At 41.2% G+C, this 23,423-nt stretch carries 25 protein-coding genes and 1 riboswitch; of the genes, 2 read left to right on the top strand and 23 right to left on the bottom strand.

Annotation, left to right across the window (positions count from 1 at the left end):
• Window positions 1-81: 81 nt before the first annotated feature.
• A riboswitch (FMN riboswitch) is annotated at window positions 82-217 on the bottom strand.
• A gap of 72 nt (window positions 218-289) precedes the next feature.
• From CSV73_RS01475 to CSV73_RS01425, 11 genes are all read right to left on the bottom strand, one after another.
• Window positions 290-1,489, bottom strand: coding sequence for a GerMN domain-containing protein (locus CSV73_RS01475; protein ID WP_099626418.1), 1,200 nt, complete (start codon window positions 1,487-1,489; stop codon window positions 290-292).
• 4 nt (window positions 1,490-1,493) lie between these two features.
• Window positions 1,494-2,018 carry an RNA polymerase sigma factor SigX gene (locus CSV73_RS01470; protein WP_085133367.1) on the bottom strand — a complete coding sequence of 175 codons (525 nt, stop codon included), beginning with the start codon at window positions 2,016-2,018 and terminating at the stop codon, window positions 1,494-1,496.
• Between the two features lie 48 nt (window positions 2,019-2,066).
• Window positions 2,067-3,857, bottom strand: coding sequence for an ATP-binding protein (locus tag CSV73_RS01465; RefSeq protein ID WP_085133366.1), 1,791 nt, complete (start codon window positions 3,855-3,857; stop codon window positions 2,067-2,069).
• A complete protein-coding gene (locus tag CSV73_RS01460; protein WP_085133365.1) occupies window positions 3,854-4,573 on the bottom strand; it encodes a response regulator transcription factor in 720 nt (239 codons plus the stop codon). The genes CSV73_RS01465 and CSV73_RS01460 overlap by 4 nt, the downstream gene beginning before the upstream one ends.
• A 104-nt stretch (window positions 4,574-4,677) precedes the next feature.
• Window positions 4,678-5,862, bottom strand: a complete 1,185-nt coding sequence (ccsB, locus tag CSV73_RS01455) for a c-type cytochrome biogenesis protein CcsB (protein ID WP_085133364.1) — start codon at window positions 5,860-5,862, stop codon at window positions 4,678-4,680.
• A complete protein-coding gene (gene resB / locus CSV73_RS01450; protein WP_099626417.1) occupies window positions 5,853-7,511 on the bottom strand; it encodes a cytochrome c biogenesis protein ResB in 1,659 nt (552 codons plus the stop codon). The genes ccsB and resB overlap by 10 nt, the downstream gene beginning before the upstream one ends.
• 15 nt (window positions 7,512-7,526) lie before the next feature.
• Window positions 7,527-8,063, bottom strand: a complete 537-nt coding sequence (gene resA / locus CSV73_RS01445; protein WP_085133362.1) for a thiol-disulfide oxidoreductase ResA — start codon at window positions 8,061-8,063, stop codon at window positions 7,527-7,529.
• Between the two features lie 104 nt (window positions 8,064-8,167).
• Window positions 8,168-8,899 carry a pseudouridine synthase gene (locus CSV73_RS01440; RefSeq protein WP_085133361.1) on the bottom strand — a complete coding sequence of 244 codons (732 nt, stop codon included), beginning with the start codon at window positions 8,897-8,899 and terminating at the stop codon, window positions 8,168-8,170.
• A 107-nt stretch (window positions 8,900-9,006) separates the two neighbouring features.
• The gene (locus CSV73_RS01435; RefSeq protein WP_233202827.1) at window positions 9,007-10,011 is read right to left on the bottom strand and encodes a D-alanyl-D-alanine carboxypeptidase family protein; all 1,005 of its coding nucleotides are present in this window, start codon (window positions 10,009-10,011) and stop codon (window positions 9,007-9,009) included.
• The gene (scpB, locus tag CSV73_RS01430) at window positions 10,008-10,619 is read right to left on the bottom strand and encodes an SMC-Scp complex subunit ScpB (RefSeq protein ID WP_085133359.1); all 612 of its coding nucleotides are present in this window, start codon (window positions 10,617-10,619) and stop codon (window positions 10,008-10,010) included. Before scpB ends, CSV73_RS01435 begins: the two co-directional genes overlap by 4 nt.
• A gap of 13 nt (window positions 10,620-10,632) precedes the next feature.
• Window positions 10,633-11,364, bottom strand: a complete 732-nt coding sequence (locus CSV73_RS01425; protein WP_085133358.1) for a segregation/condensation protein A — start codon at window positions 11,362-11,364, stop codon at window positions 10,633-10,635.
• 37 nt (window positions 11,365-11,401) lie between these two features.
• Here CSV73_RS01425 and CSV73_RS01420 point away from each other — a divergent pair, with 37 nt between their 5' ends.
• Entirely contained in the window at window positions 11,402-11,911 is a 510-nt protein-coding gene (locus tag CSV73_RS01420) for a DUF309 domain-containing protein (RefSeq protein ID WP_085133357.1), read from the top strand.
• Here CSV73_RS01420 and CSV73_RS01415 read toward each other — a convergent pair.
• The 12 genes from CSV73_RS01415 to CSV73_RS01360 form a co-directional block, all read right to left on the bottom strand.
• Window positions 11,908-12,282, bottom strand: a complete 375-nt coding sequence (locus CSV73_RS01415) for a GNAT family N-acetyltransferase (RefSeq protein WP_085133356.1) — start codon at window positions 12,280-12,282, stop codon at window positions 11,908-11,910. The genes CSV73_RS01420 and CSV73_RS01415 overlap by 4 nt on opposite strands.
• Window positions 12,283-12,462: 180 nt before the next feature.
• On the bottom strand, window positions 12,463-13,788 hold the full coding sequence (lysA, locus tag CSV73_RS01410; RefSeq protein WP_099626415.1) for a diaminopimelate decarboxylase: 1,326 nt from the start codon (window positions 13,786-13,788) through the stop codon (window positions 12,463-12,465).
• A gap of 86 nt (window positions 13,789-13,874) precedes the next feature.
• Entirely contained in the window at window positions 13,875-15,332 is a 1,458-nt protein-coding gene (locus tag CSV73_RS01405; protein ID WP_085133354.1) for a spore germination protein, read from the bottom strand.
• Window position 15,333: 1 nt separating this feature from the next.
• A complete protein-coding gene (locus CSV73_RS01400; protein WP_085133353.1) occupies window positions 15,334-16,122 on the bottom strand; it encodes a SigF/SigG family RNA polymerase sporulation sigma factor in 789 nt (262 codons plus the stop codon).
• Between the two features lie 3 nt (window positions 16,123-16,125).
• Window positions 16,126-16,572 (bottom strand): anti-sigma F factor, encoded by a 447-nt coding sequence (spoIIAB, locus tag CSV73_RS01395; protein ID WP_099626414.1) that lies wholly within the window; start codon window positions 16,570-16,572, stop codon window positions 16,126-16,128.
• A complete protein-coding gene (locus CSV73_RS01390) occupies window positions 16,562-16,915 on the bottom strand; it encodes an STAS domain-containing protein (protein WP_232319169.1) in 354 nt (117 codons plus the stop codon). The genes spoIIAB and CSV73_RS01390 overlap by 11 nt, the downstream gene beginning before the upstream one ends.
• Before the next feature lie 383 nt (window positions 16,916-17,298).
• On the bottom strand, window positions 17,299-18,594 hold the full coding sequence (locus CSV73_RS01385; protein WP_099626578.1) for a pyrimidine-nucleoside phosphorylase: 1,296 nt from the start codon (window positions 18,592-18,594) through the stop codon (window positions 17,299-17,301).
• A gap of 7 nt (window positions 18,595-18,601) precedes the next feature.
• A complete protein-coding gene (deoB, locus tag CSV73_RS01380) occupies window positions 18,602-19,795 on the bottom strand; it encodes a phosphopentomutase (RefSeq protein ID WP_099626413.1) in 1,194 nt (397 codons plus the stop codon).
• 24 nt (window positions 19,796-19,819) lie between these two features.
• Window positions 19,820-20,710 (bottom strand): site-specific tyrosine recombinase XerD, encoded by an 891-nt coding sequence (gene xerD / locus CSV73_RS01375; RefSeq protein ID WP_085133349.1) that lies wholly within the window; start codon window positions 20,708-20,710, stop codon window positions 19,820-19,822.
• 44 nt (window positions 20,711-20,754) lie between these two features.
• Window positions 20,755-21,231: a ferric iron uptake transcriptional regulator gene (gene fur / locus CSV73_RS01370; RefSeq protein ID WP_085133348.1), complete on the bottom strand. Its 477-nt coding sequence runs from the start codon at window positions 21,229-21,231 to the stop codon at window positions 20,755-20,757.
• A gap of 96 nt (window positions 21,232-21,327) precedes the next feature.
• On the bottom strand, window positions 21,328-21,840 hold the full coding sequence (locus tag CSV73_RS01365) for a hypothetical protein (RefSeq protein WP_085133347.1): 513 nt from the start codon (window positions 21,838-21,840) through the stop codon (window positions 21,328-21,330).
• Window positions 21,841-21,904: 64 nt separating this feature from the next.
• Window positions 21,905-22,438: an NUDIX hydrolase gene (locus CSV73_RS01360; RefSeq protein WP_085133346.1), complete on the bottom strand. Its 534-nt coding sequence runs from the start codon at window positions 22,436-22,438 to the stop codon at window positions 21,905-21,907.
• Between the two features lie 72 nt (window positions 22,439-22,510).
• Between CSV73_RS01360 and CSV73_RS01355 the strand changes: the two genes are divergently transcribed.
• On the top strand, window positions 22,511-23,410 hold the full coding sequence (locus CSV73_RS01355; RefSeq protein ID WP_085133345.1) for an aldo/keto reductase: 900 nt from the start codon (window positions 22,511-22,513) through the stop codon (window positions 23,408-23,410).
• The last annotated feature ends 13 nt before the right edge of the window (window positions 23,411-23,423 follow it).

The following is a 23,423-nucleotide window of genomic DNA, read 5'->3' as shown; positions in this document are numbered from 1 at the left end:
CTGTTAAGAACAGATAAATCATACAAACTTATCCGTCAGGAAACAAGCACCACTTTTGCGTACACAAAAAGATGGCTGCACCTTCACCTTCTCCCATCCAGACTATACTGTCGGCTCTGGAATCTCACCAGAATCAGCTGTTAAGCTCGCGGGCTAAAAAGTAGTATTCTACTTCATTTCCGCCGGTCGGGAATTACACCCTGCCCCGAAGATGAATCAATATTTAGTTATGAACCTATTATAACGTAAAAAAACTGTTTTGTAAACTTCACAAGTTTACAAAACAGAATTATTCGTTAATTAAATACTTTGGATTTGCACCAATCGGTTTTTCCAATGGCTGAGTGAAATCAAATTCCATCCATTGTGCTTGAGCAACTTGGTCGAATTCTACAAATTTATCAAAACTTGCCGCTGTCATCAAGATCCCTTCTATCAATTGCATGGCCTCTTGACGTTGCATCTTTTCTAAATCAAGTACTTCAGTGAATTTCACTTTAACAATGTCTTTTTCTACTTTGACCGTGAAGTCAATTCCTTTAGGAACCACAGTTGAATATATGTCATTCGGTGACTTTTTCATATCATGTAATGCTTGCTCCACCGTATTAGAAGTTTTACCAAAATTAGTAGAGAGTACTGCTTCTCCATCTGATTTCACGTATCGATAGTATGCTTGATGCGATACGGTACCTGACAAGGCGATCGGTTTTTCCACTTGACCTACTTGATCAAATGTATTTGCAGAAGCATCTTCTTGTAGCAACACGATTTCATCATATCCTTGAAACGTATCTTGTAGGGACAAATTTAACATCTCAAGTGTCGCACTCGAAGTGTCATAGGGATGATCTGCAGCAAACTTCAATTGAACTTGTTTTCCTATTGAAGAAATTATCGCTTTATAGGGATGATACTCTGTAAATCCAAGCGCCTCTTCATCTATTTTATTCGCATACTCATTATAAAGTGTCACTGCATCCGGTGAGGTCTCTAAGTCTCCACTAAGGCGTTCATTCGGTATCAGAAACGTTACTGGAACAACGGTCGCCTGATCGGTAGCAAGGCCGATGTGAAACGCTGTGTAATCTAAGACATCGGTAGGATAGGCAGCGTATGAGGGCGGCATTGAAACCTGTCTTGTAAACATGGATGTATCATTTGTTTCATGCGATTGCAATTCTTCTCCATTCTCCACCTTAACAGCATCAGCAGATTCTTCTGTCGTCGCTTTATCCATCGATACTTCATTACTTTGCTGAAAAAATGTCGGCAAGATGATGGCGAGCAATAAAATCGCTGCTACAGTTGCAATAAGTGGAGACCATTTTGTTTTGTAAGGTCTTTTGTAAGGCTCGTTCGGTTCAGAAAGTCTTGAATCATTTTTTAACCGCTGCATAACCTCATCTTTGGAACGCTGATCTTCTACGATCGGCATGTCACGTAAACGTTTCTCGAGATCATCTTCATTCCATTTATCTTTGCTCATGTCATCACCCCTCTCTGACCGAACGTGCTTCCAATTTCACTTTTAACGCTTTGATTGCACGGTGTTGTGTCGTTTTCACTTTGCTTTCGGTCCAGCCTAAAACTTCAGCTGTTTCAGCAACTGATAGATCTTGGAAGAACCGCATAAGGATGACCATTTTCTGATCACCCGTACATGTGTGCAACGCTTCAAGCATTTGCCTCTGCTCTTCGCCCGCTTCAACTAAACGTTCGGGCAAGTGATTTGTTGAAATTAATTGCTCTGTTTCCCAATCGAAATGAATATTTGTATGTTTCTTGATTGTGGATTGTTTTCGAAAATAGTCAATAGAGACGTTTTTCGCAATTGCAAATAACCAAGTTTTCTCAGAGCTCTTCCCTTCAAAACGGCCGTATGATTTGAGAACACGCACATAAACCTCGTGCATCAAATCTTCCGCTACCTCTCGATTGCGAGTCAAATAAGTGAGGAAGTTGAATACGTCACGGTTATAATCTTCATATAATCGTTGAAAAACGGAATCATCCATTCAATCCCCTCGCTCTGTAGTAGTAGTCGTTTCAGTCCAGGAGAAGTTTCATTTGTTTAGTGCATCAAGTGGAAGAGAACAAATAAAGATTGTACCTTTCTCATCTCCACGTGTCGCTAAAATCGAACCGTCATGTGCTTGCATAATATTCTTTGCAATAGCCAAACCAAGTCCTGTACCGCCTTTACCTCTTGTTCTTGCTTTATCCGCCTTATAGAAACGTTCAAAGACGAACGGCAAATCTTTTTCGGGAATACCAACGCCAGTATCAGCTACTGTAATATCAAGCATTTCAGTAGACCGGTAGACCGATAGCGTCACAGCACCACCGTCCGGAGTATGACGAATAGCATTATCAATCAAATTAGTGAATACTTGCTCCAGCCGGTCTTCATCGGCCGTTATGATCAGAGTATCCGACTCTTCTGTTTCCAAAGACAAGTCCACTTTGGCGTCTTTTGCCACTTGTGAGAACTTTGTCACTATACGTTCCAAAAATTCCACAATTGAAAGGGGATTTTTATTAAGTTGAATGTAACCAGACTCCATTCTAGCAAGATTCAACAAGTCCGTGACGAGACGGCTCATACGCTTGGATTCATCATGAATAATCTGGACCATTTCCATACGTTCTTCTTCACTGCTCACTACATCATCTATGATGGCTTCACTATATCCTTGCAACATCGAAATGGGTGTTCGCAATTCATGTGATACGTTGGCAATGAAATCTGAACGTAATTTATCCAATTTATGCTGTTCCGTCATATCACGAAATACCGCTACCGCTCCACGGATACTATTTTCACTGTATAACGGGCTGATAGAGATCACATAAAACTGTCCGCCCAATTCCAACTCGTCTTCCACTTCCTCAGCGAATGAAATGGCATGCTCAAGCATATGGAACACTTCTTTAGGCAACGGATGATGATTTTTTTGATTATAACCATACCATTTCTTCAACAATAACTCTGCTTGCGGGTTTTTCAGAAGAATGGAATAATCTTGGTTAAACGTCACAACTGCATCTGTCATAGATGTAAGAATACTGGAAAGCTGTTCTTTCTCCTGCTTAATCAATTCAATATTATATTTCAATTGACGTCCCATCTGATTGAAAGCTGTTGCTAACTGACCAATTTCATCTTTTTGCGCAACAGGTAAGTGTGTATCGAAATTTCCTTTAGACAACTCAAACGCAGCTTGCTTCATCTTACGCAATGGCAATGTAATCCGTGTAGACAAGAAAAATGCAAAGAACGTAGTCAATATAAATGCGATGAATGCCGATAAGAATACAATATTGGTTGTACTTTTCGTCGTACGGTGCACAGCATCGAGACTTTGGTACATGAGTACACTCGCTTGTTCACCACTAACTTGTTCGAATGGATAAGATAAAATCAAAAATTGCTCCATGACGTCTTTCTCTGTCAATGAAGGCAATATCATTTCTTTCATTTTTTGCTTACCTAGTTCTGGCGACTCGAATAAACTGCCTTCGGACAGTAATTTATCTTCAATTTCCTCTTTACTCGAAGACGTATGGAATGAATACAAAATATCACCTTGTTGATCAACTACGATTGCATTCGTCTCCATATCAAGAATATCCTCTATAATCTGGTGCATGGAATCGGTCGTTTGTCCGTTATGATCATTGACGATTTTGCTGATGGTGGCAGCTTCCCTCTGCAAGGTCTCTTCTGCTTGTTTCGTATGGAAATTATCTAGAAACTCGAGCAGGAACAGTGTCACGATAAACAGGACAAAGGAAACGAGAAGCAATATGGTGGCCCATAGCTTCCCGACAATTGAATTCCATATTCTAATCATTCGTTTGGAACCTCGAACTTATAACCGACACCCCAAACGGTGACAATCATTTTCGCTGCCCGTTCTGACACACGGCTCAATTTTTCACGTAGCCGTTTGACATGTGTATCCACTGTACGCAAATCTCCAAAGAATTCGTAATGCCATACTTCTTTTAACAATTGTTCACGATCGAATACTTTATCTGGTGATTTCGCCAGGAAATATAGTAACTCATATTCTTTCGGTGTTAGATTGACTTCTTTACCTTCAGCAGTTACACGATGCGCATCATGATCAATCGTCAGCTGTGGGAAGACTACTAAATCTTTTGATGTTGTGTTAGACGACACGTTCGGGAATGCAACTGAACGTCTCAGCATAGCTTTAACGCGTAAGACTACTTCTCTTGGGCTGAATGGCTTGACGATGTAATCATCTGCACCACTTTCAAACCCACTTACACGGTCTGCTTCTTCACCTTTCGCTGTCAATAAAATAACAGGTGTCATAATTTTATTTTCACGCAGTTCAGCTAATACTTCCATACCATCTTTTTCAGGCATCATCACGTCGAGCAATATACAGTCATATTGTCCAGCAAACACTTTCTCTAATGCATCTGCTCCATCGACCGCTTCTTCAATTTCATAACCTTCTCGAGATAAATACATATTCAACAGGCGACGAATGCGATCCTCGTCATCCACCACTAAGAGCTTCACAGTTTCTTCCACAGTTCATTACCCCTTTCGACAACCTTCTAACACCATTGTACAATTACTGACCTATAAAAAGAAATAAAAAGACTGCATGACAATTATTGTCATGCAGTCGAAGATTATGCGTATGAGTGTAAACCTGCAATAATTAAATTTACGGCAATTAAGTTGAACATGATGATAACAAATCCGATGACAGCAAGCCATGCAGACTTTTTACCTTCCCAACCTCTTGATAGACGCAAGTGAAGGAATGCAGCATAGAACAACCATGTAATGAGTGCCCACACTTCTTTCGGATCCCAACCCCAGAATCGTGACCAGGCTTCATGTGCCCAAATCATGGCAAAAATCAACGCGCCGAGCGTAAAGACCGGGAAACCAATCAATACAGCACGATAGCCGATTTCATCCATCAGTTGAGAATTCGCCTTCTTCGCCAACGGTTGGAATACTGCGGCAAGAGGTTTGCGTGCGATCAAGCGTAAAAGTAGATAAAGCACTGAACCTACAGCTATAGACCAAACAAGAGAAGACATTTTTTGGGCATTGATAATCGGTGGCAATTCAACCCAAGGTGTCATTTTATCTGGTGTCATCGCTTCATACTCATTCATTCCGAATAACGGAGGAACGTGATACGTAATTTCAGCAGGTACTTCATCTTTATTTATATATGTGAATTCTGCTTCATAGTCCATTACTTTAAATGTCGTAGAAGATACGACAAAACCAAGAACTAGAACTAGCGTATACATAACTGTTTCTATCCAAAAGCGTGATTTCGATTTTTTCGTCATATCAATATTCTTTACTAAGAATACAAGCCCCGCTATCGCACTGATCGCAAGTATGGATTCACCAATAACCGTCGTGATTACGTGAATGAATAACCATTTACTTTGAAGTGCAGGAATTAGTGGAGTAACGTCCGTTGGAAACATCGTTGCGTATGAAATAATAATAATCGCAATGGGCAACGCGAATAATCCCAGTGATGGTGTTCGGTAAATAATATATAACATGATGAATGCCCCTACGAGCATCATGCCGAAAGCAGTTGTAAACTCGAACATATTACTAAGGGGTGCGTGACCTGATGCACCCCATCTTGTAAAGAAATAGCCTAGGTGAGTAAGGAAACCGATGATCGTAATAACTAGACCAATTGTTCCCCACTTACTATTATGATATGCTTTTTCTGATTTCGACTTTTTTATAGCGCCTCCAAAAAAGAGTGTCGCAACTAAATAAGCAACAAATGAAACTAACAATAAGTTACTACTAATGGTAATTAAGTCCATATTTCCTCGTCCCCTTCCTGTTCTGGCTTGTCCAACTCAGGATCCTGACGATCTATATAAGCAGGCAAGTCTGCAGTTTCACGTAATGTATCCAGCTCTTTACGTAAAGAGAACCAGTTTTTATTCGTGTGTGCTGCAATCAATAGATGACCTTCTGTATCTTCTTGGATCCATACTCTACGATGTTGCCAGTACATACCTTGAATAACACCAATCATAAATACTAGGCCACCGAGTAAGAGGATATATAAAGTTTTATCTTTGCGGATCGTTAAACCTGAAATGTTTCGAGTCTCGGCAGCTGCGAACTTAATCGCATAGTCGTTCTCTTCCACTTCCAACGTTTGACGAATTGCAACGAAACTCTTTTCACCTTTTGGCTTATCCGGTGTGTTCATTTGAAAAATGAACGCTGGATTATTTGGAACAGGTGACTTTGAATAGGGTTCCCCGTCTTTAATCCCATCATAATCCGGATAAAAACCGAGCATATTGACAGTAGAGCCATTCCCCAGATCATATTCCTTCTCTGGGTCACTTAAATTCACCGTAAATTCTCCAAGAGATTCTTCAGAAGATTTATTTACCAAATGGAATGTCATGTTTTTAAGCTCGTTTAGTTTATAATCCATCTGGAATACATTATATCCATCAAACTTTAATGGCTTGTTAACATTGATGGAGTAATCCTCCACTTTTTTAAGACTTTCACTACCAGGTAGTGCTCCTTCTTCTTGCTTATACAATGTAACGTCTGTTGTATAGGATTTGGCGATCGCGCCATTTTTCTCCAACGCCTCACCGAAAACTTTTTCTGCTTCTTCTTTTGTATAATTCTCTAAAGTGAACTTTTTATTTTCAAGTACATAACCTGGTGCTCCGACGATATTACGTGTTTCTCCTTCACGAAGCCACATCGCTTCGTCAACATAAAAACCAGGAATCCCTCTCAGCAGAATGCCCGAAATGAAAATAATTAATCCGACGTGGTTAATATATGGGCCCCAACGTGAAAATCGATGTTTTTCAGCTAAAATTGCGCCATTTTCCGTTTTCACATTGTAGCGCATTGCTTTTAGTTTTTCTGCTGCTTTTACAAGTGACTCTTCTGTATGTTGAACATCACCTTCTCCAAAAATCCGCTGACGCTTCATAAAGGATGGATGACGACGTGTACGTTGCTTTTTAAGTGATTTATAAAGCGGAACTACACGGTCAATACTTGCAATAATAATAGAAGTTGCAAGCATACCGACCAGCACTTTAAACCACCAGCTATTATACATATCATATAAGCCTAGCTCATAATAAAGCTTTCCTACCGTACCATACAGACGCTCATAGTATTCCAAATAGCCTTCCGGCGTAGTGGCAGGTACATAGAACTTCTGTGGAAATATGGTTCCGATTGCTGACGCGATTAATACCGCCGCAATAATACTGACACCAATCTTAACACTGGAGAAGAAGTTCCAAATTTTATCGACAATGGAACTCTTATAGGTTTGGGATCTTCTAGAAGATCCTTCGTAGCGCATATCTACAATATCACTTTTCTTTGCTTTTTCAGATAAGGGACGACCACACTTCTCACAAAGCTCTGTACCATAAGGATTTTCATGCCCACATTGGCATTTGATTTTGCTCATTGAGTAACAATCTCCTTACTTTGGTTGAATGCTTTCTAAATACTCGTAAATTTGTTGCTCTGTCATTCCCTGTTTAATGACTTTCGTAATCTTTCCTTCTGGATTGATGAGGAAAGTTGTAGGTAATGGTTTAATATTATACAAATCCATAACGGTTTTGTTTTTATCCCATAACATCGGGAATGATAGGTTCATGTCATCTCTAAAAAGTTCTATTTTCACTTTTGGTTCTCCTACGTTAACAGTAAGGATATGAACACCTTTCGCTTCAAAGTCTTTATAGAGATCCTCCATGTGAGGCATTTCCTTTTTACAAGGTGGACACCACGTGCCCCAGAAATTCAAGAATACGCCTTGTCCTTTGTAATCTGATAACCGATGTTCATTTCCTTCTAAATCTACAAGCTCGAAATCAGGCGCCATATCTCCTTCAGCCAAGACTTTCACTTTATCATTTGAAGTAATCGCGTAGATAATAATTGCTGCTAATATTACTAGAAGGGCTGCTCTGCTAATTAGCCTAATAGTCTTTTTGTTTTTCTTTTTGGCCAATCATGTAACCTCCTGTCTCATTTATGCTCCAACTGCTATTATACCAAAACATAAAATCAGTTGACTCGGCACTAGTGATAGGTTTGTGAACTTTTGACACTTCCTCAGCCGATCTTTCCTGTTTCTGCTAAGACGCGTAGTTGTTTCAATTCATGTCTCGTTAATTCACGCGCTTCTCCGGCATTCAATCCGCGTGTCGTTAAGTTAGCAAACTCTTCACGCTTCAGTTTTTGTACTGGACAATTTATTGCATCAAACATTCTTCGCACTTGACGGTTACGTCCTTCATGGATTGTGATCTCGACAATTGCAGAATTCGTTTTTTTATCCGAGCTTGTCATTTTCACCCGTGCAGGGGCAGTACTCCCGTCATCTAGTTCAATTCCTGTCTCCAATTTCTTGAGATCATCGCGGGAAGGGATGCCTTTTACTTTAGCCACATATTTCTTTTTAATTTCAAATTTTGGATGCGTCATCAAATACGAGAAATCTCCGTCGTTCGTCATCAGCAATACGCCTGATGTATCGTAGTCCAGTCTACCAACTGGGAATATTCTCTGGCTGATTTCGGGTACTAAATCCATTACGGTTTTACGACCTTTTTCATCATCTACTGTTGAGATATAACCGCGTGGCTTATAAAGCAGATAATAGACAGGTGTTTCTTTTGTCAATTGAACGCCTTCCACTTCAATTGTGTCCATTCTGCTAACTTTTGTGCCAAGTTCCGTTATGACTTTACCATTCACTTTAACTAAACCATCCAATATTAGTTTTTCTGACTTTCTTCTTGATGCTACGCCGGCTTGTGCCAATACCTTTTGTAATCTTTCCATGGGTTCCTCCTTGATGTTACATACTGAAAAAATTATGTCACACTTTGGGACAAATGAAAAGAAGACTGACCTATGTTGGGCAATCTTCGAAATAGTATGTTTTCTATTCACTTTTCGGTCTCGATATCTACTGCTACTGTCTTAATGGGGTCTGTACCTAAATAAATAGACCAATAGCCCTTTTTTTGTTGTTCATCTGCTTGTGGAATCTGTAACACATTGGACAACATTTTTTTCTCTTCTTTCGTTACGAGTAATTTAACAGATTGATCCAACTTCGCGATCATATGAGGAAATACTTGATACTTCCCTTTTTTCACTGCTGTATACGATTGATATTCAGAAAAAACTTGTTGTGATAACTGTTTATGGACTTGCCAATCATCTCCATTATTTAACGTAACGACTATGACAGACTTTCCATCCTTTTCAAAATAGGTAGCCAGTGTTCGGCCAGCAGCTTTTGTGAAACCTGTTTTACCTGCAACAGCAGTAGGTTCAGATAACACTAGGCGATGTTTGTTTTGCCAACTATTTTTACCATGTTCCGTTTCGAAAGGATAGTTTTTTGTAGATGCTATTTTACGGAATTCTGGATTCTTCATGGCAAAATACAACATTTTAGCTGTGTCATACGCAGAAGATAGATGATGCTCGCCGTGTAAACCCGATGGATTCATAAAATGCGTCTGTTCCAAGCCGTGACTTTGCGCCACTTCATTCATCAGATAGACGAACCCTTCAAGTGAGCCACCCGCATGTTCAGCGAGCGCCTGCGCTGCGTCATTACCTGATCGAAGCATTAAGCCATATAATAAATCTCTCGTCTTCATCACTTGACCCGTTTCGAGATAAATGGATGACCCTTCTGCCATAGCGGCTTGTGAGGAGATGACCGTTTCTTGCTCACTGGGCTTTAACTCCAAAAAGGTATAAGCCGTCCACATTTTAGTCAAACTTGCGATGGGTAGTGGTTCATGTTCATTTGATCCCATCAACAACCTACCATTCTCTCCATCTATCACTGCAAAAGACGAACCTGCTGCCTGACTACTTGCAGGATTCATCAATAATCCGACTATCAGTAGAACGATGACCGAAATCTTTCTCAAGCATCATGTCCTCCTTCTTCTGTAATGGAAAATGCTTCTTGGAATTTTGTCATGAATAAATCCGTTTCCTCCGATGCTTCTTGTTCTTCGTCAAGTGACAGTGGCGGCATATCATCGAGCGATGCCAGTCCAAAACGATCTAGGAAGAAAGTTGTCGTACCATATAAAATAGGTCGACCCGGTCCATCCATGCGCCCCACTTCCTCTACGAAGCCTTTACCTGCCAATGAAGACAATGCACGCTCAGATTTGACACCACGCAAATCATCAATTTCTACGCGCGTTACAGGTTGTTTATATGCAATGATGGCAAGCACCTCGAGCGCTGCTTGTGTAAACGTAGACGGTTTTGGATCTTCTAACATCCTTTTAATATCATCTGCCCATTCACTCTTCGTCATTAAGCGGAAACTCCCGCCATAACTTTTTAGCGTGATGCCACGTGTGTCGTCTTCTTCATATGCCTCTTGTAACGAATTCAGTACTTGTTCTGCTTTTTGTTCTTCGCACTGTAACAATGCGGCTAACTGTCCAAGAGTTAATCCTTCTTCACCTGCAACGAATAAAAAACTTTCCGTCATCCCGACCAAACGGGTTTCGATATCCATTCCTATCATCCCTTCACATCAACGAGATTCGTAATTCTTCAAAATTATTACTCTGTCGTACTTTGACTTCTTGTAATTTCATCAGTTCGAGCAATGATAAAAATGTTAATACGAGCTCAGGTACAGTCGTCGTTTCAAACAGTGCATGGAAATCACATTCTCCACCATATAGTTCCAACTTACTCATGATCGAAGACATCTTATCACCGACAGATTGCTCGGACTTTGTTATACTCGCTGTTAGAGGCAGCTTTAGCTTCTTTCTGTGCAGCATTTTTTGAAATGCACCAATCAAGTCAAAAACATTCAATTGATCTTCCGTCTCAGTTACAATCGGTTCACCATAATCCGTTAAGTCTTCAGGCTCTTTGGTGAAATGCTCATCACGATAGGCTGCTGACTCACGAAGTGAGTTGGCTGCTTCTTTAAACTTCCGGTATTCCATTAAACGGGCTATCAATTCTTCACGCGGATCTTCCTCATAACCGAATTCTTCGATGAACGCTTCTTCTTCATTGACCGGTAACAGCATTTTGCTTTTCACTTCGAGCAACGTCGCTGCCAGTACAAGGTATTCACTTAATTCATCCAAACGAAGAACACGCATGGCATGCAAATGTTCTATGTACTGCTGTGTTAGCTCCGCCATGGGGATGTCATAAATATCAATTTCGAGCCGATTGATCAAATGCAACAACAGATCAAGTGGTCCTTCGAAGACTTCGAGTTTTACACTATAACTCATTTTTACCAACCTACCTAACCAGAAAGGAATGATTTGGATGCACCCTTACTACCATCCACTTTTTCTACAGTTTATTGTTTATTTCAATGACAATCAAGACTATTTCGAATGCCACGAAGTACTGGAGGAATATTGGAAAGAACAAGAGAACTTTTCAAAAGACCATCCGCTAACAGGCTATATTCTTATGGCTACTGGATTATATCATTGGCGCAGGGGTAATACAGCAGGTGCTTCACGTACTTTAAATAAGGCCATCACACGCTTCCGTGAGATGCCTGTACAATTTGATGACTATCTTGAAGAGGTGTCTATTGATGAAATCATCATGCAGCTAGAGCATTGTCTTACACGCATTGAATTAGGTGAAGATTTCTATACATTTCAGCTTCCAATCTCTTCAGAGTTAGAAGTTGAAGCAGAGAAATCTAAGCCTCTGATTGTATTACTACCTAAAAACAGCGCGTCTGTTATTCATAAGCATATGCAACGAGACAGGTCAGATATTCTTTTACAACGTGAAGAAAAGAAGAAGGGCAGCCGTTAAAGATCTGCGCCTTCTTCTTTTCTTAAACAACTTTGTATAAATGGCTCTGTAAAGTCAGTACTTTTACAGCCATATCCTGGATAGATCTCCTGCAATTCCTTCACCATCTTAAATGCAATTCCTTCTCCACGAAAAGATGGATTGACTGAAATATGCTGAACAGTGTACATCTTGTCATTGTCGTTGACTTCTACCCCTATTAATCCGATGTAATCTTCTGCTTCTTTGTAAAGAAATAGCTGCCACTGTTCATCACATAGATATTGCTGAACAGTCTCTTGCAATTTGCATAACATCTTCTCACTAGGGATATAAGATAAAAAGCCCATAGCAATTTTCTCTTGTGCCTTCTTAAAACGAATTAGATTCAATAGTAACCCCTTCTTTTCAGAAATCCTTTGTACAGTTTACATCATTACCCCATTTACTTCAACTCGCGCATCATTTGAAGCGCGGATCAATCACAGGAACAACAAAATACCAATAGATGACTCCCCAAATTATGGCCATCGCAACAATCGATATGAAAAGAATAATATTTTTCTTTTTCATCAGAAACTCTCCTCCCGATCTGATTGCAACGGAAGGTCCAATTTAATGATGTCTTCGTAAGTTTCGCGCCTTACTACCAACTGATATTGCCCTTTTTCCGCAAACACAACGGCAGGTCGAGGCAGTCGGTTATAATTGCTAGCCATGGAGTACGTGTAAGCTCCTGTACAAAAGACAGCTAGTAAATCACCGGTTTTCACTTTGGGCAAATTGGCTTTTTCAATTAATTTATCGCCTGACTCACAGCACTTCCCTGCGACTGTCCATTGCTGGTCATGTGGTTCGTTCATCCGGTTAGCAAGTGCACTAGAATAGTGGGCATCATATAAAGCCGGGCGAATATTATCTGACATACCGCCATCTACTGCTACGTATGTACGGACACCCGGCACAACTTTCGTACTGCCAGCAGAATAAATAGTCGTTCCTGCATCTCCTACGAGCGAGCGGCCGGGTTCAATCCAAATTTCAGGAATCGGATACTCATATTCCTCTGCCATCTTTTTCACTACATCTGCCATTTCCTCTACATAGACAGCTGGCTCAAGTGGCGTATCTTCTTCCGTATAGCGTATACCAAATCCTCCGCCTAAATTTAAGACAGGGCAGATAAATTGATAATTCTTTCGCCATTCAACCATTCTTTCCATCAGCACTTCTGCTGCGTATTTGAATGCATCGGTTTCAAAAATCTGTGAGCCTATATGACAATGCATGCCGAGGAAATGAATATATCCATGATCATGCAAAGCAAGAAACGCTTGATTCGTTTGGCCATTTTTTAAATCAAAACCAAATTTTGAATCTTCTTGGCCTGTCGTAATATAATCATGTGTATGTGCTTCAATACCCGGTGTTACTCGGATTAAGACATTCATCGATTGCTTTCGCTCATCCGCAATTTCTTTGATGATATCGATCTCCAAGAAATTGTCGACCACGATGCATCCGATGTTTTCTTCAAATGCGTATACTATTTCTTCCCTGCTTTTATTATTGCCATGGAAATGAATACGCTCGCGCGGGAATCCTGCTGCTACAGCCGTATATAATTCCCCACCTGAAACCACATCTAGAGACAACCCTTGTTGTTCTGCCAACTGATACATTGCGATTGAAGAAAAGGCTTTACTCGCATAAGCAACTTGTGCTTTAATATCTTTTTTTTCAAACGTTTCTTTAAATGCCTGCGCACGCTCTTTGAATAGCTCTGTATCATAGACCATGACTGGTGTTCCGTATTGTTTAGCCAATTCTGAAACGTCCACTCCACCGATTGTCAGATGACCGTTTCCATTCACTGCCTGTGTTCCATAAAGATGCATGTCCCATACCCCTCCCGAATTCTCTCAGATAACTTTATCACAAGAAGGCGGAAAGTAGCAACGACATGCAGAATATCTAACTAGTCCTATGACATCCTATCACGGTTCGGCGATTCAGTGATAAACGGCCGTGGATCGTCGATTGTCATAGGGAAACGAATCAATACTCGCAACAAAGCTTTCGGGAAGAATGGTGTGAACGGCCACAAATATGGCACATTCATCGGCTTTAACGAACACAAATAATAGTAAATTAAAGCAAGTGCTATGAAAAAGCCTGGGGCCCCTAGTAACGCAGTGGCAACTAATAAGAAAACCCTGAACACTTTTGTCGTAATACTTAATTCAAATGACGGAATGGCAAATGTCAAAATGGCACTAACCGCCACATATAGTACAACTTCTGAAGAGAACAAGCCTACGTCAATCGCCACTTGCCCAATGACAATAGCAGCAACGAGTCCCATCGCGGTCGACAGTGGTGTAGGAGTATGGATTGCAGCCATCCGCAACACTTCTATACCGACGTCAGCTATTAACAATTGGACAAATAACGGAACTTCTCCCCAATCATTCGGACCAATATACTTAATTGCTTCCGGAACGAATTGTTTTTCGACTGACATCAAATACCAAAACGGCAACATCACTAAACTAAAAAAAGTCCCTATGAAGCGTACCATTCGGATGAAAGTCCCAATCAAAGGTGCTTGTCTATATTCTTCTGCATGTTGTAAGTGATGCACAAGCGTAACAGGCACTAAAATGACGGAAGGAGATGTATCGACGATGATCGCAATATGGCCCTCGAGTAAATGCGCGGCACAAATATCGGCGCGTTCCGTATACCGAACAAACGGCATCGGATGAAATCCTTGTTTAAACAGAAATTCCTCGAGTGATTTATCGGTCATCGTCAAGCCATCTGTTTTCAATGCATCCAGTCGCTCTCGCACAAAATTCAAATGCTCTTCATTAGCAGCACCTTTCATAAAGGCAATGGCTATGTCCGTTTTACCTTTTACTGATGTCTCGTGCATTTCAAATCGTAGTTCCGTTGTGCGTAAACGCCTTCGAATTAATGCAGTGTTCGTCAAGATATTTTCCGTAAAACCATCCCTTGAACCTCGTATAACTTTTTCAGTATCAGGCTCTTCAGGATTTCTACCGGGGTATGATCGTACATCAAGCGCGAATGTGAAACCATCTTTCATAATGAATACAGCTAACCCACTTAAAATCACTTTTGCGAGTTGATCTTCATCCTTTACGATTTCCAGCGAATGATACGGAAAATAATCCATCAATGCGCGGTCAATGTTTTCAATAGGTTCACTTGTATATAGATCATTACGATATTGCATCTCCGTCAATAAGGTTGTTAAGACCTCTCCATCCACTAAACCGTTCATATACAGAAGAAGTATTTCTTTATCCCATAGGTGGATCAACCGTTTAGTCGCATCAAATGTTTCGTCTTCGCCAAACTGGTTGATGAACCACCTTTCCCCTTCTCGTATGGACGTAAATAGTGTATCGGTCAAATTACGGTCTCCTCGCCTTCTCGAGCGCATCTTCGGCATCTGCGCCCATCCATGTTTTCATTTGAGCTAGTATTTTCTTTTCCAACCGTGATACTTGAACTTGTGATATTCCGATTCGTTTCGCAATATCACTTTGTGTGTAATCTAAATAATAGCGCATATAAATGATTGTCTGATCACGTTTATTCAACCGTGTAATGACATCTCGTAACGGAATATGATCGAATACCCTCTCTGATCTATCGTCTCGAAGTTGATCCATTAACGTTAAGCTATCCCCATCACTCTCATACAATTGTTCATGTAGCGAGGCGGGATCACGGAGCGCATCTGAGGCTAGAATAATATCTTCTTGTTTCACTTCTAATATTTCCGCCATTTCCGAAATAGAAGGTGAACGTCCGTTTTTCTTAAAGAAATCATCGGTTGCGTGACGAATTTTATAACTTAACTCACGAATGGTGCGTCCTACTTTCACCATTCCATCGTCACGTAAATAACGTTGTATTTCTCCGACGATCATCGGTACAGCATACGTTGAAAACTTCACCTCATAGGATAGATCGAACTTATCTATTGATTTCATCAAGCCAATGCAGCCTATTTGAAATAAATCTTCTAAATCCGCACCACGCGAAGCGAAGCGTTGAACGATGGACCACACAAGTCTTGTATTGCCTTCTACCATCATTCGTCTAGCTTCTTTGTCACCCGCTTGTGATTCTTTGATGAGTTCTCGCATTTTTTCTTGTGACAATAGAGCGTGTTGCTTCTCAACAGATGCTTCCATATGTCACCTCATTCTACTTACTTCTGTGACTGGAGAAAAATTCTTCTCAAATGTCACGATTGTCCCATTTCCAAGGGTAGAATCTACACGGATACCGTCCGAGAAACTTTCCATGATCGTAAAGCCCATACCGGAGCGCTCCATTTGTGGTTTGGTCGTAAACATCGGCTCCATTGCTTGCTCAATGTCGAAGATACCCATTCCCTCATCTGTTACCGTCATTTTTACTGTGCGGTCGTCAATCGCTGCATGGATCTTCACCATACTTTTACCATCGCATTCGTAACCGTGGATAATCGCATTCGTAACAGCTTCCGAAACAATTGTTTTAAATTCCGAAAGTTCTTCCAGTGTCGGATCCAATGGTGCGATAAAACAGGTGAGTGCCATTCTGGCAAGTGCTTCATTTTGTTCTATCGCTAGAAACGACAAGGTCATTTCATTTTTCATGTACAACCCCTCCGATTTCGTCGATTGCTTCTTCGACTGTACATATTCTGACGACATCACCAAGACCTGCAAATTGGAATAATTTCTGCATTGTCGGAGATGGATTCAATATGAGTGTTTCTCCGTTTACGGGTACTAGATCACGCATTCTTCCAAGAATAAGTCCGATTCCTGCGCTGTCCATGAAGCCTAGTTGGTAGAGGTCCCAGATGATTGCACGCGTCTTTCCCGTGAATATAGCAGTAGATACTTCTTCTCTAATTTGATTGGCTTCGTGGTTATCGAGTTCCCCTGCTAGCGTGATTAAGACAATGCCATTTTCCAGTTGTGTAATAGTTGCCATGTGTAGATACGCCTCCTTCATGAAGGCATTGTCGCACATTTAGAACGGCTATCCTTTAGTTTTGACAAAACTAGTCAGCTGTCCCTAAAACTTCTTAAGTTGTGACAGAAATTAAACGGGCTGGAAAGATATCTTTAATCGACGTTCCACGCGACATCTTCCAGGCGGCCTACAGCAGTCGGGCTGAACTTCTCTGAAGAACTCTCCCGAAGATACGCGTTAGCCTAGCATCGGATTCATAGCTAGTCACTCCCTCGCTCCTTACCCGAGCTACACAAGAGTATGTACAGTTGCATTTGTTTTTACACATGAACGACAAAAAAGCCATGTGCTCTGAAGGGAGCCAATTTCTTGGCATGCTTCAGGTACATGGCTTTTATTCATTACAAGGAATGTATAAGCGGTGGTGCTGCTGTTTTTTCCTTTGAAATATGCATATGAGTTTGCAGCAGTTGGATCGAATCATCCACTTGCTCTGTGTTTGCATGGAGAATAGCGAGTGCCTCTCCCTTTTTTACAAAGTCCCCTATTTTCTTGCGCAGCACAATCCCGACCGCGAGATCAATGACGTCTTCTTTTGTTGCACGACCCGCGCCAAGATGCATAGCGGCAACACCTATTTCATCGGCATCGATTTTGGATACATAGCCGCTTTCAATAGCGGGAACTTCAATTTGATACTGTGCTTGCGGCAATAGATTTGTATTCTCAATGACTTTTTCGTTGCCGCCTTGTGCTTTGATTAACTCACCGAACAAACGCAGTGCGTCACCGTTTTCTACGACATTCTGTAGTTGTTTGCGTGCGCCTTCTTCAGTTTCTGCTTTGTTCGCTGCCAGCAACATCTTGCTACCAAGAACTAAACACAGCTCCGTTAGATCGGCTGGACCTTTTCCTCGCAGTGTTTCAATCGCTTCTTTTACTTCCAGAGCATTACCTATCGCAAGTCCTAGGGGTTGGTTCATATCCGAAATAATAGCACTTGTGTTTCTTCTAACTTCATTGCCGATCGCCGTCATGGCATCTGCCAATTGCTTTGAGTCTTCCAATGTTTTCATGAAAGCTCCTGCGCCTGTCTTGACGTCTAGTACGATAGCATCTGCGCCCGCCGCCAACTTTTTACTCATAATTGAGCTTGCAATCAGTGGAATGCTGTTGACGGTCGCTGTGACATCCCTTAACGCATATAGTTTTTTATCAGCTGGTGTCAAATTGCCACTTTGGCCGATTACAGCGATTTTCAAATCATTGACCTGTTGAATAAATCGTTCGGTAGAAATCTCTACGTGGAAGCCTTCAATTGCTTCTAGCTTATCAAGTGTGCCCCCTGTATGGCCTAGTCCCCGGCCACTCATTTTAGCAACTGGTACACCGCATGCTGCGACAAGTGGCGCTAAAATAAGTGTCGTAGTATCACCTACTCCGCCTGTTGAGTGTTTGTCTACCTTCACTCCTTCAATTGCAGATAAATCGATTTGATCGCCAGACTCCGCCATGGCCATCGTTAAGTAGCCTTGTTCTTCTGTAGTCATACCCTTAAAGTAAATGGCCATTAAGAAAGCACTCGCCTGATAATCTGGGATTGAGCCATCCGTATAACCCGTCACAAAAAACTCGATCTGTTCTTTGTTTAGTTCCTTTCCGTCTCGCTTGTTTTCAATGATATCCACCATTCGCAGCATAAAATTAGTCCTCCTTAACTAATGCAGACAAGAAACTTTCACCATGTTCAGGCTTATCCACTTGGAAATTTTCGGCAATCGTCGCCCCGACATCAGAGAATGTTTTACGGATGGGCAATTGCCCTGCTCCTTTGTTGGAAGGAGAGTAGACGAGTAACGGTACATATTCTCTTGTATGATCCGTTCCTTCATGAACCGGATCATTCCCATGGTCTGCTGTGATGATCAGTAAATCGTCCGGTTGCATTGCATCCATAATTTCAGGCAAACGTGCATCAAATTCTTCAAGTGCATTACCGTAACCAATCGGATCGCGACGATGACCATATAATGCATCGAAGTCTACTAGATTAACGAAACTAAGGCCTTCAAATTCTTTTTTCATCACCGAGACAAGCTGATCTACACCATCCATGTTCCCTGTTGTACGAACTGCTTCAGTCACCCCTTCACCATTGTAAATATCCGCAATTTTACCGATGGCGATAACGTCATAGCCTTTATCTTGCAATTCATTCATTACCGTTTTACCAAATGGCTTCAATGCATAATCATGACGGTTTGTAGTCCGTGTGAATGTACCCGGTTCCCCAACAAATGGACGCGCAATCACACGACCGACTAAGAATTCAGGTTGCAATGTAAGTTCTCTTGCGATTTCACAAATTCGATATTGCTCTTCAATTGGAATAATTTCTTCATGTGCTGCAATTTGCAGGACAGGGTCGCCAGACGTGTAAACGATGAGAGCTCCTGTGTTCATATGCTCTTCACCTAGTTCATCGATAATTTCCGTACCGCTTGCCGGTTTATTTCCGATGACTTTTCTACCCGTTTTTAATTCCAATTCATCTATAAGTTCTTTGGGAAAACCATTCGGATACACTTTAAATGCATCATCGATACGCAAGCCCATGATTTCCCAATGCCCTGTCATCGTATCTTTACCGACAGATGCTTCTTGCATCTTTGTGTAATATCCTTGTGCTTCTTTTTGTGGTGCGAGACCTTTAATTGGTGCAATATTCGCAAGACCGAGACGTTCCAAATTCGGTAGTTTCAGTCCATCCATTTCTTCACCGATATGTCCAAGCGTATTAGACCCAACATCGCCAAAAGCTTCAGCATCAGGTGCTTCGCCAATCCCTACTGAGTCAAGTACGATTAAATGAATACGATTATAACGAAATTTCTCCATATGAAAACCTCCAGTAATAGTAGTTTACGCTCTAGGATGATATTGACTGTAGACATCTTTCAAGCGTTTTTTGCTGACATGCGTGTAGAGTTGCGTCGTGGAAATATCGGCATGTCCGAGCATTTCCTGAACTGCGCGTAAGTCAGCTCCATTTTCAATCAAATGTGTGGCGAATGAGTGGCGCAATAAATGCGGTGAAATGACTTTCTGAATTCCCGCCTTCACTCCTGCCTCTTTCAAGATCTTCCAACATCCTTGTCTTGTCAGCCGTCTGCCATGCATGTTGAGGAACAACGCTTCAGTATCGCTGATGAACTTAGGACGCCCTTCATTTAAATACAAAGTACAGGCATCGATTGCTGAACGTCCAAGTGGCACGATTCGTTCCTTACTGCCTTTTCCAAATACCCGCACAAACCCCATGGTCAAATGAAGATCAGCCAAATCAATCGCTATCAATTCACTTACCCTCATTCCAGTCCCATATAACAATTCAAGCAATGCAATATCGCGCATACCTTGTGAAGTATGGCCATCAACGGCATGGATCAATCGTTCTATTTCAGGTATAGAGAGGACATCCGGCAGCTTTTGTTCAATTTTAGGCAATTCGATATGAATCGTGCAATCATGTGTCGTGATTTGTTCTCTTACTAAAAATTGATGGAACGAACGAATGGAGGAAATATGTCGGGAGAGGGTACGACTGGATTTACCACTATCTTTCAACTTCTGCAAGTATTGCAGAACCATCGTGCGTTCAATAGAATTAACTGTTTCTAAATTTAAACTTGCGATGTAACGTATATAGGCTGTCAGATCGCGTTGATACGACTTCACCGTATTTTGAGCCAATTGTCTTTCAACTGTTAAAAAGTGCACATAATCCTCCAATGCAAACTGTGCATCTTTCATAGACTTTCCTCCTTTCTTATGTAAAAAGTAAAAAAGGACAGCGCTTAGGCTATCCCATTGTCTTCCTGTTCTTTCTCTTCGTCTTTCGCTTTACAACGTTTACAAATTCCATGGAACGTCAGCCAATGATCTTTGACTGTAAAACCATACCGACCTTCTACGACTTTTTCTACTTCACCGAGTAAGTCTTCCTGAATTTCATCAACCGTTCCACATTCTAGACAAATTAAATGATGGTGGAACCGCGCAGCGCCTTCTTCTCGTAAATCATAACGCGCTACCCCATCGCCAAAATTAATTTTATCGACAACTTTTAGTTCAGTTAATAATTCTAATGTACGATATACAGTCGCCAGACCGATATCTGGAGCCTTTTCTTTTACTAGCAAAAATACATCTTCTGCACTTAAATGGTCTTCTTCATTTTCCAGAAGAACTGCTACAGTCGCTTCACGCTGAGGCGTCAACTTGTAGCTGGCCCCGTGCAATTGCTTCTTAATTCGTTCTATTCGGCTTTCCATACGACGCCCCCCTCAAATTGTTTCCATTATACCAAACTGTCGTTCCAGATGACAATAGAAAGGAAAGGTTCAGTTCATTATAGTGTGTAGTGGATATTACTTTATAAAATGAAAGATCGCTAGTTCCAGTATCTGCGTGATCAACAATAGAGCAATCAATGGTGGCACTGCAGTTAATGGACGATTTTTCTTACTAGCCGGTGGAGCAAAAAATGGCGGGTTCAACACTGAACATAAAATCAGGAACAACAAACAGCTGATCAATTGAAATGGGAACCACCAAATCGTATAGGATACCAACTTTAAGCCTGTCGACAATAAATAGGTGGATGACAAACCAAAAAAAGCACATTTAATCGCTCCGAGAAACATAGTGATAAAACGGACCCTTTTATATTTAGACAGAATGATGGCTAATAGAATAAAGCTCAACGTCACCACAACAGGTGACCACAAAGCCGCTTCAGATCCCTTCACTACGCGTTGATCATATAGACCGATGATCTGCTCTAGCGACGTGACAGGCCACTCCCTGAATAATAAAGCCCCTCCTATATAACTGATTGCGAGTATAACGAATAAATAGACAAAAGACAATGATCGAGCCATAAATAGGACACCTCCGCATCGTTTCTATAACATATGCTTGTCCGTCCAGAAATAGCTCAATCCTTTATAGGTTTTTTACATACCAGACAGCCGCAACTGTCTTCGCATCATAAATCCGTTCATTCGCAATTAACTCCTCTGCCTCTTCAACAGTTACTTCCAGCACTTCAATGAATTCATCTTCATCTCCTATAGCAGGTTGTTCCACTTTCTCAAGATCTTTTGCTATGTATAAGTGAATGATTTCATCCGCGAAACCTGGAGAAGTCGAGAATGTCTGCAAATATTCGAATGAATGTGCACGGTACGCTGTCTCTTCTTCCAGTTCACGAATCGCCGTTAGCTTAGGTTCTTCGCCCGGTTCAATCTTGCCTGCCGGTATTTCTAGCATCGTTCGTTCCAAAGGCTTTCTGTACTGTTCAACTAACACGATTTTTTTATCTTCAGTCAATGCGATAATCGCCACGGCTCCTGGATGTTTTACTAATTCTCTTTTTGCTAGTTTTCCATCAGGCAATTCTACTTCGTCTACTTGTACCGAAATGATTTTACCTGTAAAGATCTGTTCTGTTGAGAGGGTTCTTTCTTCAAACTTCATCCAGCACTCAACCCTTTCCATTGGTTTTATAGCCCGCTTTCATTGTACCATGAAACGAAAGGAGTGAGGCACATGAAGAAGCGTATAATAGGTTCTAGTAGTTTACTTGTTTCCGAAATTGGACTAGGTTGCATGTCATTACCGACTGAACTTGAATCGGCTCGTTCCGTACTTGATGAAGCAGTAGATCATGGTATCAACTACTTCGATACAGCAGATCTTTACGATAAAGGAACAAACGAAGAACTTATAGGAAAAGTATTGAAAGAAAAACGTCAAGATTTGATCATCGCGACGAAAGCCGGTAACAAGTGGCAGGGAGAAGATTCCTGGATATGGGATTCTTCAAAAGCCCATATTATGGACGCTGTAAAACAAAGTTTACGACGTTTACAACTCGAACATATCGACTTGTACCAACTTCACGGTGGTACGATGGAAGATGATGTGGAAGAAACAATTGAAGCATTTGACACATTAAAAAAAGAAGGCATCATACGTGAATATGGTATCTCAAGTATCCGCCCCACTGTAATCGAACGTTTTCTGAGTACTAGCCAAGCAGTTTCCGTCATGATGCAGTACAACTTGCTGGATCGCCGTCCTGAAGAATACTTTTCTTTGATTGCTGAAAAAGGTGCATCTGTTGTCGCTAGAGGGACGTTGGCAAAGGGTTTACTTACGAATGAAGGCGTGGAGCGTGCGAAGAATTTGAATGGCTTTGTATCTTATTCACAGTTTGAATTACAGCAGACAGTTCAGACACTTTCTAATGAAACGATTGACTTACAAGCATATGCCATTGCCTTTGTACTTAAAGAGCCCGCTGTAGCATCGGCTTTGATTGGTTCCAGAACACAAGAGCAACTTCGAGAGTCATTAAAAGCTTATGACTCGCCAATAGATTCACAATTGCTGACGATTTTAACAAACAAAACAGAGCCACATCAATATGAACAACATCGCGTGTAATATAAGAAAAAGA

Source organism: Sporosarcina sp. P1 (genome assembly GCF_002743155.1).
Taxonomy (GTDB): domain Bacteria; phylum Bacillota; class Bacilli; order Bacillales_A; family Planococcaceae; genus Sporosarcina; species Sporosarcina ureae_B.
The sequence above is the reverse complement of the archived record's forward strand: the minus strand, read 5'-3'. Positions and strand labels throughout refer to the sequence as shown.

Bases quoted from the DNA above. Each gene is read 5' to 3' on its own strand.
- CSV73_RS01475 (WP_099626418.1), bottom strand. From the start codon at position 1,489: ATGAGCAAAGATAAATGGAATGAAGATGATCTCGAGAAACGTTTACGT.
- CSV73_RS01470 (WP_085133367.1), bottom strand. From the start codon at position 2,018: ATGGATGATTCCGTTTTTCAACGATTATATGAAGATTATAACCGTGAC.
- CSV73_RS01465 (WP_085133366.1), bottom strand. From the start codon at position 3,857: ATGATTAGAATATGGAATTCAATTGTCGGGAAGCTATGGGCCACCATA.
- ccsB (WP_085133364.1), bottom strand. From the start codon at position 5,862: ATGGACTTAATTACCATTAGTAGTAACTTATTGTTAGTTTCATTTGTT.
- resB (WP_099626417.1), bottom strand. From the start codon at position 7,511: ATGAGCAAAATCAAATGCCAATGTGGGCATGAAAATCCTTATGGTACA.
- CSV73_RS01440 (WP_085133361.1), bottom strand. From the start codon at position 8,899: ATGGAAAGATTACAAAAGGTATTGGCACAAGCCGGCGTAGCATCAAGA.
- scpB (WP_085133359.1), bottom strand. From the start codon at position 10,619: ATGGATATCGAAACCCGTTTGGTCGGGATGACGGAAAGTTTTTTATTC.
- CSV73_RS01425 (WP_085133358.1), bottom strand. From the start codon at position 11,364: ATGAGTTATAGTGTAAAACTCGAAGTCTTCGAAGGACCACTTGATCTG.
- CSV73_RS01420 (WP_085133357.1), top strand. From the start codon at position 11,402: ATGCACCCTTACTACCATCCACTTTTTCTACAGTTTATTGTTTATTTC.
- lysA (WP_099626415.1), bottom strand. From the start codon at position 13,788: ATGCATCTTTATGGAACACAGGCAGTGAATGGAAACGGTCATCTGACA.
- CSV73_RS01400 (WP_085133353.1), bottom strand. From the start codon at position 16,122: ATGGAAGCATCTGTTGAGAAGCAACACGCTCTATTGTCACAAGAAAAA.
- spoIIAB (WP_099626414.1), bottom strand. From the start codon at position 16,572: ATGAAAAATGAAATGACCTTGTCGTTTCTAGCGATAGAACAAAATGAA.
- CSV73_RS01390 (WP_232319169.1), bottom strand. From the start codon at position 16,915: ATGGCAACTATTACACAACTGGAAAATGGCATTGTCTTAATCACGCTA.
- deoB (WP_099626413.1), bottom strand. From the start codon at position 19,795: ATGGAGAAATTTCGTTATAATCGTATTCATTTAATCGTACTTGACTCA.
- xerD (WP_085133349.1), bottom strand. From the start codon at position 20,710: ATGAAAGATGCACAGTTTGCATTGGAGGATTATGTGCACTTTTTAACA.
- fur (WP_085133348.1), bottom strand. From the start codon at position 21,231: ATGGAAAGCCGAATAGAACGAATTAAGAAGCAATTGCACGGGGCCAGC.
- CSV73_RS01365 (WP_085133347.1), bottom strand. From the start codon at position 21,840: ATGGCTCGATCATTGTCTTTTGTCTATTTATTCGTTATACTCGCAATC.
- CSV73_RS01360 (WP_085133346.1), bottom strand. From the start codon at position 22,438: ATGAAGTTTGAAGAAAGAACCCTCTCAACAGAACAGATCTTTACAGGT.
- CSV73_RS01355 (WP_085133345.1), top strand. From the start codon at position 22,511: ATGAAGAAGCGTATAATAGGTTCTAGTAGTTTACTTGTTTCCGAAATT.